9 protein-coding genes are annotated in these 14,129 nt (G+C 69.6%); 4 read left to right on the forward strand and 5 right to left on the reverse strand.

Translation table 11 applies throughout. The annotated features are described in order from the left end of the window. Positions 1 to 16: 16 nt before the first annotated feature. The 4 genes from ACOOHF_RS04955 to ACOOHF_RS04970 all read right to left on the reverse strand — a co-directional run bounded on the left by ACOOHF_RS04955 (position 17) and on the right by ACOOHF_RS04970 (position 4,651). Complete coding sequence (locus ACOOHF_RS04955; protein WP_420463622.1) at positions 17 to 1,066, reverse strand: carboxypeptidase regulatory-like domain-containing protein; 1,050 nt, start codon at positions 1,064 to 1,066, stop codon at positions 17 to 19. 68 nt (positions 1,067 to 1,134) lie between these two features. Further along, complete coding sequence (locus ACOOHF_RS04960; RefSeq protein WP_420464337.1) at positions 1,135 to 2,490, reverse strand: Na+/H+ antiporter NhaC family protein; 1,356 nt, start codon at positions 2,488 to 2,490, stop codon at positions 1,135 to 1,137. 48 nt (positions 2,491 to 2,538) lie between these two features. Then, complete coding sequence (locus ACOOHF_RS04965) at positions 2,539 to 3,369, reverse strand: MOSC domain-containing protein (RefSeq protein ID WP_420463623.1); 831 nt, start codon at positions 3,367 to 3,369, stop codon at positions 2,539 to 2,541. Positions 3,370 to 3,376: 7 nt separating this feature from the next. Next, entirely contained in the window at positions 3,377 to 4,651 is a 1,275-nt protein-coding gene (locus ACOOHF_RS04970; protein WP_420463624.1) for an NRAMP family divalent metal transporter, read from the reverse strand. Positions 4,652 to 4,800: 149 nt separating this feature from the next. On the opposite strand from ACOOHF_RS04970, the gene ACOOHF_RS04975 reads away from it, so the two are divergent. Further along, the gene (locus tag ACOOHF_RS04975; RefSeq protein WP_420463625.1) at positions 4,801 to 7,443 is read left to right on the forward strand and encodes a M14 family zinc carboxypeptidase; all 2,643 of its coding nucleotides are present in this window, start codon (positions 4,801 to 4,803) and stop codon (positions 7,441 to 7,443) included. A gap of 175 nt (positions 7,444 to 7,618) precedes the next feature. After that, positions 7,619 to 8,923, forward strand: coding sequence for an ATP-binding protein (locus ACOOHF_RS04980; protein WP_420463626.1), 1,305 nt, complete (start codon positions 7,619 to 7,621; stop codon positions 8,921 to 8,923). A gap of 94 nt (positions 8,924 to 9,017) precedes the next feature. On the opposite strand, the gene ACOOHF_RS04985 is transcribed toward ACOOHF_RS04980, so the two are convergent. After that, positions 9,018 to 11,087 (reverse strand): S9 family peptidase, encoded by a 2,070-nt coding sequence (locus ACOOHF_RS04985; RefSeq protein WP_420463627.1) that lies wholly within the window; start codon positions 11,085 to 11,087, stop codon positions 9,018 to 9,020. A 193-nt stretch (positions 11,088 to 11,280) separates the two neighbouring features. On the opposite strand from ACOOHF_RS04985, the gene ACOOHF_RS04990 reads away from it, so the two are divergent. Both ACOOHF_RS04990 and ACOOHF_RS04995 read left to right on the forward strand, forming a co-directional pair. Beyond that, the gene (locus ACOOHF_RS04990) at positions 11,281 to 13,632 is read left to right on the forward strand and encodes a choice-of-anchor B family protein (RefSeq protein ID WP_420463628.1); all 2,352 of its coding nucleotides are present in this window, start codon (positions 11,281 to 11,283) and stop codon (positions 13,630 to 13,632) included. Then, on the forward strand, positions 13,629 to 14,075 hold the full coding sequence (locus tag ACOOHF_RS04995; protein ID WP_420463629.1) for a thiol-disulfide oxidoreductase DCC family protein: 447 nt from the start codon (positions 13,629 to 13,631) through the stop codon (positions 14,073 to 14,075). Before ACOOHF_RS04990 ends, ACOOHF_RS04995 begins: the two co-directional genes overlap by 4 nt. The last annotated feature ends 54 nt before the right edge of the window (positions 14,076 to 14,129 follow it).

Genomic DNA, 14,129 nt, shown 5'->3' on the forward strand with positions numbered 1-14,129 from the left:
GTCTCTCTTCCGAGACCTATTTTGTCCACACAACGATGATCCCACACCGTGATGCGGGGAACTCCGCCGGACCCGACGCGAGTCCCTTGTATACCTCGATGCCGGCGATCTCGACCGGCTTCACGAATTCGTCCAGCGCAGCCCCCCTCGCCGGCATGCCGTCCACATAGTAACTCAGCGGACAGGCATCGGGCGTGAACCCCGACGACAGCCTCGTGTTCACCAGGCGGCACGTGGTACGCCGGAGGCCGCACTCGAGTCGGATGCCCGACTCGTCGGCGACCATGTGCGAGATCTCCACCGGCCTGCGGCGATCGATGTCGTCCGCCGTGTAGAAGGTGCCCGTGCCGGCGAGTTCACCCCAGTACCTGCGCTCGTAGAACCCCTTGACCTCCAGCCGGCGCAACCTCAACGCCGTCGCCACGAGCGGTTCCATCTCCACCGGGTCCGGGACCAGACCGATGTCCACCTCCGTGGTAAGGCCACGTGAGATCTCGACCATATGAGAAAGCGGAGCGTAACCGAGGTGCCGCACGGCCAACTCCTGCATTCCGACCGGAACACCGCTGAGGACGAACCGCCCCCGGCGGTTGGTCTCGGCCACCTCCATGCGACCGGGGACGGACACCGCCGCCGCGACCACCGGATCATCCGTCAGGGCGTCCCGCACCTCGCCGATGAGCCGCCCGGTCCTTACCGGCCCCGAGCGCAGCGTGAGTTCTACTTCGTGGGAGGCCCCGGCGACGATGACGACCACCGCCTCCTCGCTGGACGCGTCCCCGAACTCGGCCCACAGCGTGGCCTGTCTCGCGTCCCGCGGAGCACAGAGAACCAGACGCCCACCGCTTCCGACATCCTCGCGCACCGGCCTTCTCACCCGCTCGGTGTCGGTCCACCGCACGATCACGGTCGCGTTCGGCACCGGAACCGCCCCGGACTCGTCAAGGACCACCGCCCCCAAGACCGCACGGTCGTCACAGTCCGGGTCCTGGGCCGCGAGATCCCCCGCGCCGGCTCCAAATCCGAGCAGCGCAACGAGGACGGCGCGAGGTCCTCGTCCGGTCATGCTGGCGGGTTCGACATGCAGAGCGCCTCCTCTCTCCCCTCCCAAGATCAAGAAACCGCGACGAGGGATCAAGCCAGAACGAGGAAACCTCCGGCGGCCAGCGCCGCCGCGAAGAGGGCGTAGGGCAGCTGCGTGAGCGCGTGCTCGACCACGCCGCAGCCGGCGCCCCTCGCCGCGAGCACGGTCGAGTCGCCGTAGAAGCAGGCGTGGCTCCCGAACGCGCTCGCCGAGATGAGCGCGCCGATGACGAGCGGCATCTCCGCCCCGACGGAGTCCGCGAGCGGCAGCACGATGGGGATCGCCACCGCGAAGATTCCCCAGAAGGAGGCCGTCGCGAAGGCGACGAACGACATCGTGAGGAAGGTTACGGCCGGGAGGAGCCGAGGCGTCATCAGCGGTTCCACCGTCTCGATGAGATAGGCCGTGAGCCCGAGCCCGTCGTTCACTTCCTTGAGGAGGAAGCCGCCGAACACCGTCGCCAGCGGGACGATCATGGTGAGGACCCCCGCCATGGCCGTGTCGAGCGCCGCGCCCACGCGGAGGAGCCGCGTTCCCACCACCATGGCGAGGGTGAGGCAGAGCGCCACGACGACGCCCTTCAGGATGTCGAGGTCGAGCAGCCACGTGGCGGCCACGAGCGTCACGATGGGGAGGACGAAGTGCCACGGGTGGGCGCGCTCGGCCGCGGCCGCGTCGATGTCCCCCTCGAGCGCCGCCTCCTCGATGCCCGGCGGCACGACCTGGCCCGTCTCCCGGGCGCGGCGTTCGGCCTTCCGCATCGGCCCGAGCGCCGGGACGAGGCCGATCCCGACCAGGACCGCCATGGCGACGGCGATCCACGCGTACAGCATGTACGGGATCGCGTCGGCGTAGAGGGCGAGGCCGCGGCCGGGCTCCGCCCATCCGGTGTCCTCGAGCAGGCCGGCGAAGAAGGCGGCCCATGTGGAGATGGGGACGAGGATGCACACCGGCGCGGCGGTCGAGTCCACGACGTAGGCGAGCATCTCACGCGAGACGCGGTGGCGGTCGGTGAAGCGTTTCACGGAGGAACTCACCGCGAGCACGTTCAGGTAGTCGTCGATGAACACGACGAGCCCCAACAGCCACGTCACGGCGAGCGCTCCGCCCCGACTCCGAATGTGTTCCGAGGCCGCGTCGCCGAAGCGGCCCGCCGCGCCCACCCGGACGAGAAGCGTGATGAGGCTGCCGAAGAGGGCGCAGACGAGGATGATCCAGCCCACCGTCTCGTTCTGCATGACGGCGACCATGCCGTCCGTGAACGCCGTGAGCGGATCGCTCGGCGCCAGGATCACGAACCCGACGATCGCGCCCGCGATGAGCGATTCGACCGGCCGGCGCGTCGCTATGGCAACCGCCAGCACGACCGCGGTCGGGATCAGGCTTACGGCGCCGAAATGCTCCAGCGGGGACTCCCTTCCCCGGGCGCGAGATCTCGCGCCCCCAGCGGCGGTCTAGGCGAGGCGCACCTCGTCGCCGACCCTGACGGTGCCCGCCCCGGCCACCTCGCACTTCACGCCGACGTTCCCCCCGTTGTGGTCGAAGGCGGCGCGCAACACCCGCGGATCCTTCGGCAGGTCCCCCTGCGGGAGCGTGACCATGACGCAGCGCAGGCACGGCTTGGTCACCTGCATGCGGGCCTCGCCGATGTGCAGGGCTCGACCCACCCAGGCGTTCTCGACGAACCCCCGCGCGCCGGCGGCCGGCTCGATGATGATGTTGGGCCGGAACCGGTCCGGGTGGAAATCGCTCCCGGGCACGAGGCCGCGCAGGTGCTCCAGACTCGCCGTGGTCAGGACGTGCAGGCTCGAGCTGTCGAAGAACTCTCCGGTCGGCAGTTCCCACGACGTGATCTCGTCGCGGTACGTCCGTCCGTCCTGGACCAGGCCGTCCATGTCGGGCCAGTGGTACTCGCACGTCGCGCCCTCCGGCGACTCGGTCGCGAACGCCACGTCGCGATCCAGCAGCGTGCTCAGGCGCACCTCCAGCCGCCGGCGGTCGGCGCTCGACACGGTTTCCCCGTCCTCGAACCGGACCACAATCGGCCCGTCCCCGTTCCCACCCGCGAAGCTCGCCGAGAGACCGAACACGGCGCCCCACGTGCGCGGCCGCTTGGCGCTCACCACGCGTCCGGTCCCGCGGTCTACCAGCGCCCCGGCCCGGTCCCCCTCCACGCCTCGGGGTGTAATCCGGACCGCTTCGAGGCGTTCGCCCCCCATCGACTTCACGGGGTAGCGGTGAAGACGGACGACGTGCCCCACGACTTCCGTTGACGCGGCGCTCACGGGCGGGTCACAGGAGCAGCGACGCGAGGTAGGCGACGCCGGTCCCGCCGAGGAGGACGAGCCCCACCCAGGTGAGGGCGACCATGCGACGGCCCGGCCGGTGCTCCGCCGGCACCGCGGACGAGGTCACGGCGCGCAGGTTGAAGTACCCGAGGATGGGCGCGGTGAGGAAGGCCACGATCGTGGCGAAGTCCACCATCGCGGTCAGGCTGCCGGAGAAGCCGAGGATGATGAAGAAGGCGATGAGGGGGAGCGCGATCATGCTCCCCCAGTAGACCCTGCCCACCCGGGTGACGGTCTCCGCCGCGACGCTACCGCGCAGGTTCGCCAACGTGCGTTCGATCGCCCGCGGAAAACCGTCCGTCACGGCGAGGAGGCTCGAGAAGATCGTCGCCATCGCCGCTACGAGGACGATGGGACGGGACCAGGAGCCGAGCGTCGTGCTGTACATGTCGACCAGCTGCGTCGAGAACACGGCGCCGGCGCCGCTCAGCGTCACATCCGCCTGGTAGAGGACCGTGGCCCCGACCGACACGAAGACGAGGGCGAGGATACCGGTCCCGACAAACCCGACCAGGAAGTCACGTTTCGCGTCCGCGACCGATGTCCGGGCGCCCGTCGACTTGTCCTTGGCCAGCGTCCACAGACTGCTCCACACCGCCACGTCGACGGGCGACGGCATCCATCCGATGAGGGCGAGGAGAAACGCGAACGGCACGACGGTGCCCACGACGTCGCCCGGCCACAGGGCGAGCGTCGACAGGTCCGCGCGCGGAGCCGCCACGAGCGCGGTCGCCACGGTCGAGAGGACGAGCATCGCGAGCAGGATCTTGATCGTGATGTCGAGGCCCCGGTAGCGCCCCACGACGAGGACCGCCACGCAGGCGCTCATCAGCACGGCCGCGGTCGCCGCCAGCGGCCACTCCGCCCCGAACGCGTAGCGCGTGAGGAACGCCATGAACATCGCCAGGGCCGCGAGCGAGATGATCGCGGTGATGAGGGTGATGGCGAGGAAGAGCCACAGCGCCCAGCGGCCGATGTCGCGGTATCCCTCGACCAGGCTCCGCCTCGTGGCGGCCGCGTACCGCGCCCCGTACTCGAAGAAGGGATACTTGAGGATGAGCGCGAAGACGATCACGCCGACGAAGGCGAACCCCGCCTCCGCCCCCGCGCGCGTGGACTGCACGAGGTGGGAGACCCCGATGGAGGTCGCGGCCCAGATGAGGCCGGGCCCGAAGCTCTTCCAGAAGCTGGAGCCGGTGCGCGCGGCAGGTTCGCTCATTGGGTCTTCTCCGGCCGGACCGTGGGTGGCGGGGCAAAGGTCGGACGAACCTGAGGATGAACCTTGATCGCCCCATGGTGCAACGCCGCGCGGATCGTGCAATAGTGAGTCGCCGTCCGCTGTGTTTCTCGAACCCCGGAGATGTGCCCGTGCTATCCACGCTCGCGCTCGCCGCCGCGATCCAGCTGCCCGCCCAGGCGCAGGAACTCGCGCCCGGAGCGCGCTACGACCCCGAGATGCCGACCCTCGAAGAGGTGGCGGGACACGGCTTCCGCGAGGCCGTCACGCCGCCCGCCGATGTGATCCGCTACATGGAAGCGCTCGCCGCCGCCGCCCCCGAGCGGACGCGACTCATCCGCTACGCCGAGAGCTGGGAGGGCCGGCCGCTCGTCGTCCTCGTCATCGGGTCGCCGGAACGGATGGCGCGGCTTGAGGAGGTGAAGGCGGGGATCGCGCGGCTCGCCGATCCGCGCGGGCTCTCCGACGCGGAGGCCGAGACGCTCATGGCCGAGCTTCCCGTCGTCACCGCGCTCATGCACGGCGTGCACGGGAACGAGATCAGTTCGAGCGGGGCGGCCATGGCCGAGGCGTACCACCTGCTCGCGGCCACGGGAGATGCGGACGTCGACCTCATCCTGTCCGAGTCGCTCGTCCTCATCGATCCCATGGAGAACCCCGACGGGCGCAACCGCTTCGTATACCAGAACAGGATCGCGCAGGCCCGGTGGCCGGACGAGGCCGGGGTCTCCGCCGAACACGACGAGCCGTGGCCCGGCGGGCGCGGGAACCACTACCTGTTCGACCTCAACCGGGACCTCTTCATCCAGAGCCAGCCCGAGACGCGCGGGAAGGTGGACATCTTCCTCGAGTACCGGCCCCAGATCGTGGCGGACCTGCACGAGATGGGAGGGGACGCGACCTACTTCTTTCCGCCCACGGCGGCCCCCTCCAACCCGTGGTACGGCGAGCGGCAGATCGCGCTCATGGACGTGTTCGGGGAGGCGATCGGGGCCCGGTTCGACGCGCGCGGGTTCGCGTACTTCAACCGGGATGTGTACGACCTCTTCTATCCCGGCTACGTGGACATGTGGCCGATGGGCCACGGCGCCCTGGGCATGACGTACGAGCAGGCGAGCGCCCGGGCGCTGGTGCTGCGGCGTTCGGACGGCGACCTGCTCACGTACGGCGACGGCGTGCTGCACCACTTCACGGCGGCGATCGAGACGGCGCTCACGTCCGCGCGCAACCGGGGTCGGATCCTGCGCGACTACCTCGCGTTCCGGCGCGAGGGGATCGCGCTCGGCGAGCGGGGACCGGCCGAGATCGTGCTCCACTCGGCGCACGACCCGGGGATGGCGGAACGGCTCGCCGGGCTGCTGGCCGAGAACGGGATCGACGTGTTTCGCGCCTCCGGGCCGGTGACCGTCGGCGCCCGGACGCTGGCCGCGGACGCGAGTTTCATCGTGCCGCTCGACCAGCCGACGCACCGCTTCATCCACAACCTCCTCGACGCTCACGTCCCCATGGAGGAGGACTTCGTGAGGCGGCAGATCGAGCGCCGCGCGAACCGGCAGCCGGACGAGATCTACGATCTGACCGCGTGGAGCCAGGCGCTGCTGTGGGACGTCGAGGCGATCGAGACGCCCGCGACCGGCGCGCGCGGCGAGCCCATCGCAGCGGGGGAGGGCCTGCTCGAGGCGGGCGGGGCGCAGGCGGGCGTGCCCGCGGCGGACGTGCCCCCGCTGCCCGAGGCGCTCGTCGGGTACCTGATCCCGTGGGGCACGAACGGGGCCGCGGCGGTGACCGAGGCGCTCCGCGAGGGCATCCGTATTCGGGCGGCCGGCGCGGAGTTCACGCTGGACGGCCGCCGCTTCGGCGTCGGCACCGCGATCGTCCGGGCGGCCGAGAACGGCCCGGACGCGCGGGAGCGCCTGGCCGGCATCGCCGCCCGGCACCGCGCCGAGGTCGTGCCCATCGACGACGCGTACGTGCGCGAGGGCATGTCGCTGGGGAGCCGCCGCGTCCGGGCGCTGCGCGAGCCGCGCGTGCTGCTCGTCTACGACGCCCCCGGCCGCAGCCTCTCCGTGGGCTGGGCCCGCTACGTCCTCGAGCGGCGCTATGGCCAGCGCACGACCGCGGTGCGGGCGTCGAGCCTCGGCCGCGCGCGGCTGACCGACTACGACGTCATCGTCTTCCCGAGCGGCAACTACGGCGACGCCGTGGGCGACGGGCTCCTCGACGGACTGCGGGCCTGGATGCGCGACGGCGGCACCCTCATCACGATGGCCGAGTCCTCGCGTTGGGCCTCGCGGGCCGGACTGCTGGCCACCGAGACGGAGCGCCGCGGCGGGCGGGTCGAGGGCGACGACCCGCCCGAGCCCGACACCTCGGAGCAGCCCATCGAATACCTCGACGCCATCTCGCCGGAGGATGAGTCACCCGAGGGCGTGCCGGGCGCGATCCTGCGCACAGTGCTCGACACGGAACACTGGCTCGCGGCCGGCACCGACGGCGAGATCGGCGTCCTCGTAGAAGGCTCGCGCGTCTTCCGTCCGATCACGCTGGACGAGGGCACGAACGTCGGCCGCTACGCCGACCTCGAAAATCTCGTCCTCAGCGGCATCGTGTGGGAGGAATCTCAGCCACAGCTGGCCAGCAAGGCGTTCCTCATCCACCAGCCCGTGGGGAGCGGGCAGCTCGTGGCCTTCGCGGAAGACCCGAACTACCGCGCCTATGCCGAGGCGACGCAACTCCTGTTCATGAACGCCGTCCTGCTCGGACCAGGTCGATAGCCCGAAAACTTCGGCGCAGCGCCGCCCGCCCCGGCGACAGGCGTCGAAGATCCTTCTGCAAGCTTCGGGATTGCAGAAACACGGCCACGTATATTGCAAATCCACGAACAACAACCTTGCAATAGATCGACCGTAGACGTTGCAGATCGCCAAACGAGCCGTCAGATTCACGATCATGGCACGTAACGCTCGATCCGTTCCAGACTACGTTCCCCGCATCGCGGACCGCGAGTTGGCCCGGCGTCTCGCTTCGGCGGGCGCTGTCGTCATCGAGGGCCCCCGCGTCTGCGGAAAGACGACGACAGCCCGGCAGGCGGCATCGAGCGAGCTGCTCGTGGATGCGGATCCGTCCGTCGCCGAGGTGATGGCGGTGGACCCGCGGCTCCTCCTGGAGGGGCCCACACCCCGGCTGATCGACGAGTGGCAGGTGGAACCGGCCATCTGGAACTACATCCGCCGCGCGGTGGATGATCGCCCCGGGAAGGGGCACTTCATTCTCACGGGATCGGCGGTCCCCCCCGACGACATCACGCGGCACACGGGCGCCGGGCGGATGAGCCGACTTCGGCTCCGCCCCATGTCGCTGTTCGAGTTGGGGGGGGCTAAGGCCCCGGTCCCGCGGGAGCGTGCCGGGGGTCGCATCTCGTTGAAGCGCCTGCTTCGCGGAGAGCCCGCGCCGAGCCTGAAGCACGAACTGTCGCTCGACGAGATCGCGGAACTGCTGTGCGTCGGCGGATGGCCCGGACACCTGCGCGGACGGTCTGCGGAAGACGCGATGGTGGCCAACCGGGACTACCTGGACGAGGTCTGTCGTACCGATGTCCGCCGGGTCGACGGCATCGCGAGAGATCCGGAGCGGGTGCGACGTTTCCTGGACTCGATCGCGCGCAATACGGCAACGTGTGCCACCGTCGCGACGATGGCCGAGGACGCGGGCGGTTCGGACGCCTCGCTCTCGAACGAGACGGCCCGCTCGTACCTGAGGGCCCTTGAACGACTCATGGTCGTCGAGCATCAGCGGCCGTGGGCACCCCACCTGCGCTCGCGGTCGCGGATGAGGAACACGCCGAAGCGGCACTTCGTCGACCCGTCCCTCGCCGTGGCGGCCCTGGGTGCCGGACCGGAACACCTGTTGCGCGACCTTCGATGGATGGGATTCCTCTTCGAGTCAATGGTCGTGCGGGACCTGCGCGTCTACGCACAGGCCACGCGCGCGACCGTTTACCACTACCGCGACAACACCGGTCTCGAGGTGGATGCGATCGTGGACGGAGGGCCGGATAGGTGGGCGGCCTTCGAGATCAAGCTTGGTGCCGGAAGGATCGAGGAGGCGGCGCAGGCTCTCCTCAAGTTTGCGGACCGGGTCGATACGGAACGCACCGGCGAGCCGGCGACGCTGGGCGTCATTACGGGCAGTCCGTACGGTTACCGCCGGCCGGATGGCGTGACCGTCATCCCCATCGGCGCGCTCGGACCCTAATCGACGCGAAACGCCCCGTCCGAACCGAAGCTCGAACGGGGCGTCCGCAGTCTGCTCGCGACCGGGCGATCGGGCCCGGCGCCAGCGCTATGCGCTAGGAACCGGCGTCGTCCGAGACGGCCCTGGCGTCGCCGTCGTCGTGGGTGCCGAACTTCTCGAACCAGCTGCGCAGGAAGAGTTGCGTGCGCAGGAAGTTCGAGGGCGTGCTGCTCGTCCCGTGCCACTCGTTGCGGAAGCGGATCATGGCCGTCGGCACGCGCTCCATCTTCAGCGCCTGGTAATACTCCTCGGTCTGCGGCATCGGCGTCCGCAGGTCCATCTCTCCCGTCATCAGCATGGTGGGCGTCGTCACGTTGCCCACGTACATGAGCGGAGAGCGGCGCAGGTGTTCCGAGGGGTCATCCCACGGGAAGTTCTCGAAGTTGCGGTACCAGCCGGGGCCGTCCGTCGTCCCCACGAACGAGAGCCAGTTCGTGACCGGGCAGTTCGCCGAGGCGGCGCGGAAGCGGTCCGTGTGCCCGACCACCCATGAGGTGAGCACGCCGCCGCCGGAGCAGCCGTACACGAACATGTTGTCTTCGTCGACGTAGCCGCGCGCCACGACCTCATCGACGCCCGCCATCAGGTCGTCGAAGTCCTTCGAGGGATACGCGTTCTTGATCGCGTTCCCGAAGTCGGTCCCGTACCCGGAGCTGCCGCGCGGGTTGGTGTAGAGGACGACGTACCCGTTCGCGGCGTGTTCCTGCCAGCCGAAGTTGAAGCCGGTGTTGTACATGCCGTGTGGCCCGCCGTGGATCGACAGGATCAGCGGATACTGCTTCGACGGGTCGAAGTCGGGCGGCTTTACGATCCAGCCCTGGATGTCCCAGTCGTCCACCGACTTGTACCAGACCTCCTCGACCTCGCCCAGCGTGACCCCGGCCAGGACATCGTCGTTCACGTGCGTGAGCTGCATGACGTTGGCGCCGTCGTCGAGATCGAACGACACGACATCGCCCGGACCGTGCGCGTCGCTGAGCGTGCCGAGCGCCATCCCGTCCTCGGTGAACGAACTCAGGCTGAGGAGATGGTTGCCGCTCGTGACCTCGCTTACGCCCCCATCGGCCGACGCGAAGTGCAGGTTGCGCGTGCCCTCGCGGCTCACGTTGAAGTAGACGCCGCTCCCGTCGGGCGCCCACATGAGCTGCGGGCTCCCCCGCAGGCCGCGGTCGAAGTCGCCGGAGATCTGCCGCACGCCCGAGCCGTCGGGGTTCATCACGTAGATATGCGAGTTCCGGTACGTGTCGTCGTTCCAGTCCTGCCCCGCGTAGGCGACGAGGCTGCCGTCGGGCGAGGGATAGGCGCCCCCGTCCGGTCCGCGCCGCGTGGTGAGCTGCCGGATCGAACCCGAGGCGACGCTCACGGCGTAGATCTCGGACTCCCGCCAGTTATACTCGGAGTCCTCCTCGCGCAGCGACGAGAAGTAGATCTCGCTCCCGTCCGCGCTCCACTGGGGGTTGCTGTGGTTCCAGGTGCCGTCGCTGAGCTGACGCGGCGTCCCGCCGTCGGCCGGGACGACGAAGATGTGGGAATGGCCCTGGTCCACGTACCCGCGCCGGTCCTGACGGTAGTCCATGCGGGTGACGATCTTCGGGCCCTCGGTCCAGGTGGCGCCGTCCGGCCGGCTCGGCATGTCGATCGGCCATCTCTCCTCGTCCTCGACCAGCATCGTGAACGCGATCTGCGTCCCGTCCGGCGACCAGCGGAGGCTGCCGGGGGAATGTTCCAGCCGCGTGATCTGGGTCGTCGCGCCCTCCGCGTCCATCCAGCGCACGAAGATCTGCGAGCCCTCCGGCTCGCCCGCCGCCGTGAAGGCGATGCGCGTCCCGTCCGGGGACCAGATGGCGCCGGACCCGTCGATCAACTCCCGCTTGCGGGTGCCGTCGGCGTTCATGATGTAGAGCGTGGATTCCCAGCGGTCGTTGATCTGGTCGATCCAGCCGCGCGTGTAGACAACGTGCTGGCCGTCGGGGGAGATCTGGGGATTCGAGACCCGTTCCCAGTCCATGTACATGTCGAGGGAGAGCGTCTTCGCCCCGTCCCCGTTTTGGGCCGAGACGGGCGCGACCCCGATGAAGAGGACCAGAAGCAGGCTCGCGGAAGCGAAGCGGGCGGCGCGATACATGACTACCTCCTGCTGATAGCGGGATTCCGTGCAGATTCTGAACGTACGCCCGAAAACGCACCCGGCGAAACCGTAGCCCGCGCGGCGGCGTGCGGCGCGGCGCATGGGGAAGCGGCGGACGCTGGCGTGTCGGTCGGGTGACGGCGCAGCTTGCATCGAGCTTGAGCGAACGGAATTCCGGGAGAGGTGCCTCATGGATCGACGAGTGCTCTCAGTGGCGGCGGCGCTGGTCTTCGCGTTGCCGGCGGGCGTCGCCGCGCAGCAGTTCGGCGGTGCGCTGGCGGTGAGCGGCGATCAGGTGCTGGTCGGCGAGGCCGGCAACGGGACGATGTCGGGGATCGTGTGGGTCTTCGGCCGAACCGCCGCGGGCTGGACCGAGACGGGCCAGGTCACGGTGTCCGACGAGATACGGGTGCCGGACGGCTTCGGGCGCGCGATCGCCGCACGCGGGGAGTGGTTGTGGGCGGGCGCGCCGCTCGAAGGGGACGGCGCCGGCGCGGTCTACGTGTTCCGGGCGGACGGATCGGGCGGATGGGAGCAGGCCGCCCGGCTCGAAGCGCCCGAGGGCGGGGGCGGGGCGTTCGGCAGCGCGATTGCCGTGTCGGAAGATATCGTGATCGTGTCTGCTCCCGGGGCGGACGATGGACGGGGCGCCGTGTTCTGGTACGGCCGCGGGCCGGACGGTGCGTTTTCCCCCGGCGGGCCGGTGCAGCCGCCGACCGGCGTGGCCGCCTCCGGCTTCGGCGCGGCGCTGGCGTTGGACGGTGACGCGCTGCTCGTGAGCACGCGCGAGGACGATGTCGGACGGCCCGCCGTATTCGCGTTCGACCGCGACGCCTCGGGCCTGTGGACGTTCGGCGGCAACCTCGAAGCACCTTCGCTCGCGGAGCGCAGCGGCTATGGCACCTCGCTCGCGGTGCGGGACGGCTTCGCGCTCGTGGGTGCTCCGGCGCTCCGGGAGAGCGGTGGGGCGGTGTTCGCGTTCGCGCGGGGGCCGGAGGGCTGGGGCCTGGAAGCCCGGCTCGGCCCGCTGCTGCCCGAACCCAACGCGCAGTTCGGATCTTCGATCGGCTTCGATGGCGACGAGATCCTCATCGGGGCGCCGGGCAGCATGATCGGCGCCGGCACCCTGTATGCCTACCGGCGCGATACCAACGGCCGCTGGAGCGAGGCCTCCGTCCTGATGCGCTCGCCGCTGGGGGAGCGCTCGAGCTTCGCCGGCACCGCCGTCCTTTCCGGCGACCACCTCGTCGTGGGCGCGACGGGCGTGGATTCCCGGGCCGGTGCCGCCGTCGTCTACGAGCGATCCGGAGCGGGCACCTGGGAAGAGCACGGCACCCTGGTCAACGACTATCGCGGCTTCCCCGCCATCGCGGGCGAGGAGATCGAATGCCTCGAGGGCAACGCCACGATCTTCGAGTGCCGGGACGTGAACATCACGGCGTTCCTGCCGATCAAGGATCTCGGCGGAACCCGGGCCACCCGCGTCAACGACATCTGGGGCTGGACCGACCCGGACACGGGCCGCGAGATCGCGCTCGTCGGACGGACGGACGGCACCTCGTTCGTCGACGTCAGCGACCCCTACCACCCCCGCTTTCTCGGCGACCTTCCGGCCACCGAGGGCTCGCGGCACATGATCTGGCGCGACATCAAGGTGTATCGCGATCACGCCTACATCGTCGCCGACGCCGCCCTCGAGCACGGGGTGCAGGTCTTCGATCTCCGGCAACTGCGAGACGTTGGGGACGAACCCGTGACGTTCGAGGAGACCTACCTCTACGACGGGATCCATTCGGCCCACAACATCGTCATCAACGAAGAGACCGGCTTCGCCTATGCGGTCGGGAACAGCGGCGGCGGCGAGACCTGCGGCGGCGGCCTCCACATGATCGACCTGGAAGACCCGGCCCGGCCCGTCTTCGCCGGCTGCTTCGCGCAGGAAGGGACGGGGCGCCGCGGCACCGGATACGTACACGACGCCCAGTGCGTCATCTATCAAGGGCCCGACACGGAGCACGCCGGCAAGGAGATCTGCCTCGGCTCCAACGAGACCGCGTTCAACATCGCCGACGTCAGCGACAAGGACGCCCCGATCGGCCTCGCCACGATCCGCTATCCGAACGTGGCCTATGCGCACCAGGGCTGGCTGACGGACGACCACCGCTACTTCTACATGAACGACGAGGGGGACGAGCCCCAGGGCCTCGTGGCCGGGACGCGCACGCTGGTGTGGGACGTGACGGACCTCGACGACCCTGTCCTCGCCAAGGAGTACATCGCCGAGACGACGGCCACCGACCACAACCTCTACATCGTCGGCGACCTCATGTACCAGTCGAACTACTCGGCCGGTTTCCGGGTCCTCGACATCTCGGATCCGGAAAACCCGGTCGAGATCGGCTTCTTCGACACATCCCCGTACGAGGGCGGCGCGTCGTGGAGCAACTACCCGTTCTTCGAGAGCGGGACGATCGCCGTGACGGGAACGGGCGACGGGCTGTTCCTCCTCAAGAACATGGCGAGACCTCGCCTCGTGCCGTGACCGAAGCGGCCCGGCCCGCCGACCTGAGCCTCGAGGGCCCGATCGTCCTCTTCGACGGCGTCTGCAACCTGTGTGCGGGCGCCGTCCGCTTCATCATCCCGCGGGACCGGCGCGGCCGTTTCCGCTTCGCTTCCCTGCAGTCGGAGGCGGGTCGCCGGATCCTCGCTCACGTCGGCCTTGCCCTGGACGCTGAGGATCCTGCCGAGTGGTCGCTGGTCCTCGTTGCGAACGGCCGGGGCTACCTGCGGAGCGCAGCCGCCCTCCGTATCGCTGCCGGTCTCGGTCGCGGGTGGCCGCTAGTCGCGGTTTTCCTCGTCGTCCCCGCCCCGCTGCGCGATCTCGCCTACCGCTTCGTGGCCCGGAACCGATACCGATGGTTCGGCCGGAAGACGGCCTGCGAACTTCCACGGACCGAGGAAAGCTCGCGGTTCCTCGACACCTAGGCGCTTCACCGAAGCTCCTCCCCGTCTTCGCACATCCGGCTCACTGCCGATCGT

Source organism: Candidatus Palauibacter sp. (assembly GCF_965216145.1).
Taxonomy (GTDB): Bacteria; Gemmatimonadota; Gemmatimonadetes; order Palauibacterales; family Palauibacteraceae; genus Palauibacter.